The sequence below is a fragment of the Gemmobacter lanyuensis genome (assembly GCF_014652355.1).
GTDB lineage: Bacteria > Pseudomonadota > Alphaproteobacteria > Rhodobacterales > Rhodobacteraceae > Gemmobacter > Gemmobacter lanyuensis.
The window spans coordinates 1-569 of sequence record NZ_BMYQ01000035.1; the positions used below are offsets into that span (position 1 = coordinate 1).

At 62.2% G+C, this 569-nt stretch carries 1 protein-coding gene; it reads right to left on the reverse strand.

Translation table 11 applies throughout. The features are described 5' to 3' along the window. The coding region (locus tag IE101_RS19570; RefSeq protein WP_505706173.1) for a transposase family protein at positions 1-569 on the reverse strand (569 nt) is incomplete at both ends.

Consider the following 569-nt stretch of genomic DNA (forward strand, 5'->3'; position numbering starts at 1 on the left):
CGCACCCGGGCTTTGCCCTTGGAGATGCAATCGACCTCAGGCTCGTGCAGGGCGTAGAGCTTGTCCGCACCCTTTGGCTGTTGATGCAAGAGCTGCGAGACCAACGCGAGCTTGGCAATGACCCGATCCCGGAGGCCGCCCTCGGGGATGTCATCAAGGTGGCGGCGCAGGTCGCGCATCACTCGACCAGTATAGCCCCTGAGCTTTTTCAAGGCCTTGCGCATGCGCTTGAATTGCTTGGCATGGGCGTAGCGGCCCACCTGCAGCGCCAGCCGTGGGGCAAGACGGGCATAGCTTTGCCGCAGGTCTACCCCTGCCTCTTGCGCCAGCACCACCAGCTGTTCCCGCGCCCGCTCGTAGAGGCGGGAGTCGGTTGGATAGGCGATGTTCTTTTCCATCACGGTCGTATCGATGGCGACGCGCTTGGCGCTGCCTTCATCAATCACCCCGGATTTCTGGCCGGCTTGGATCGTCTGGGTCAGCATCCATTCCACACCCTCTTCGCCGATCCGCTTGCGCCAACGTGTCAGAGATGAGGGATCGATGGGCAACCGGTGCTGGAAGAAGGT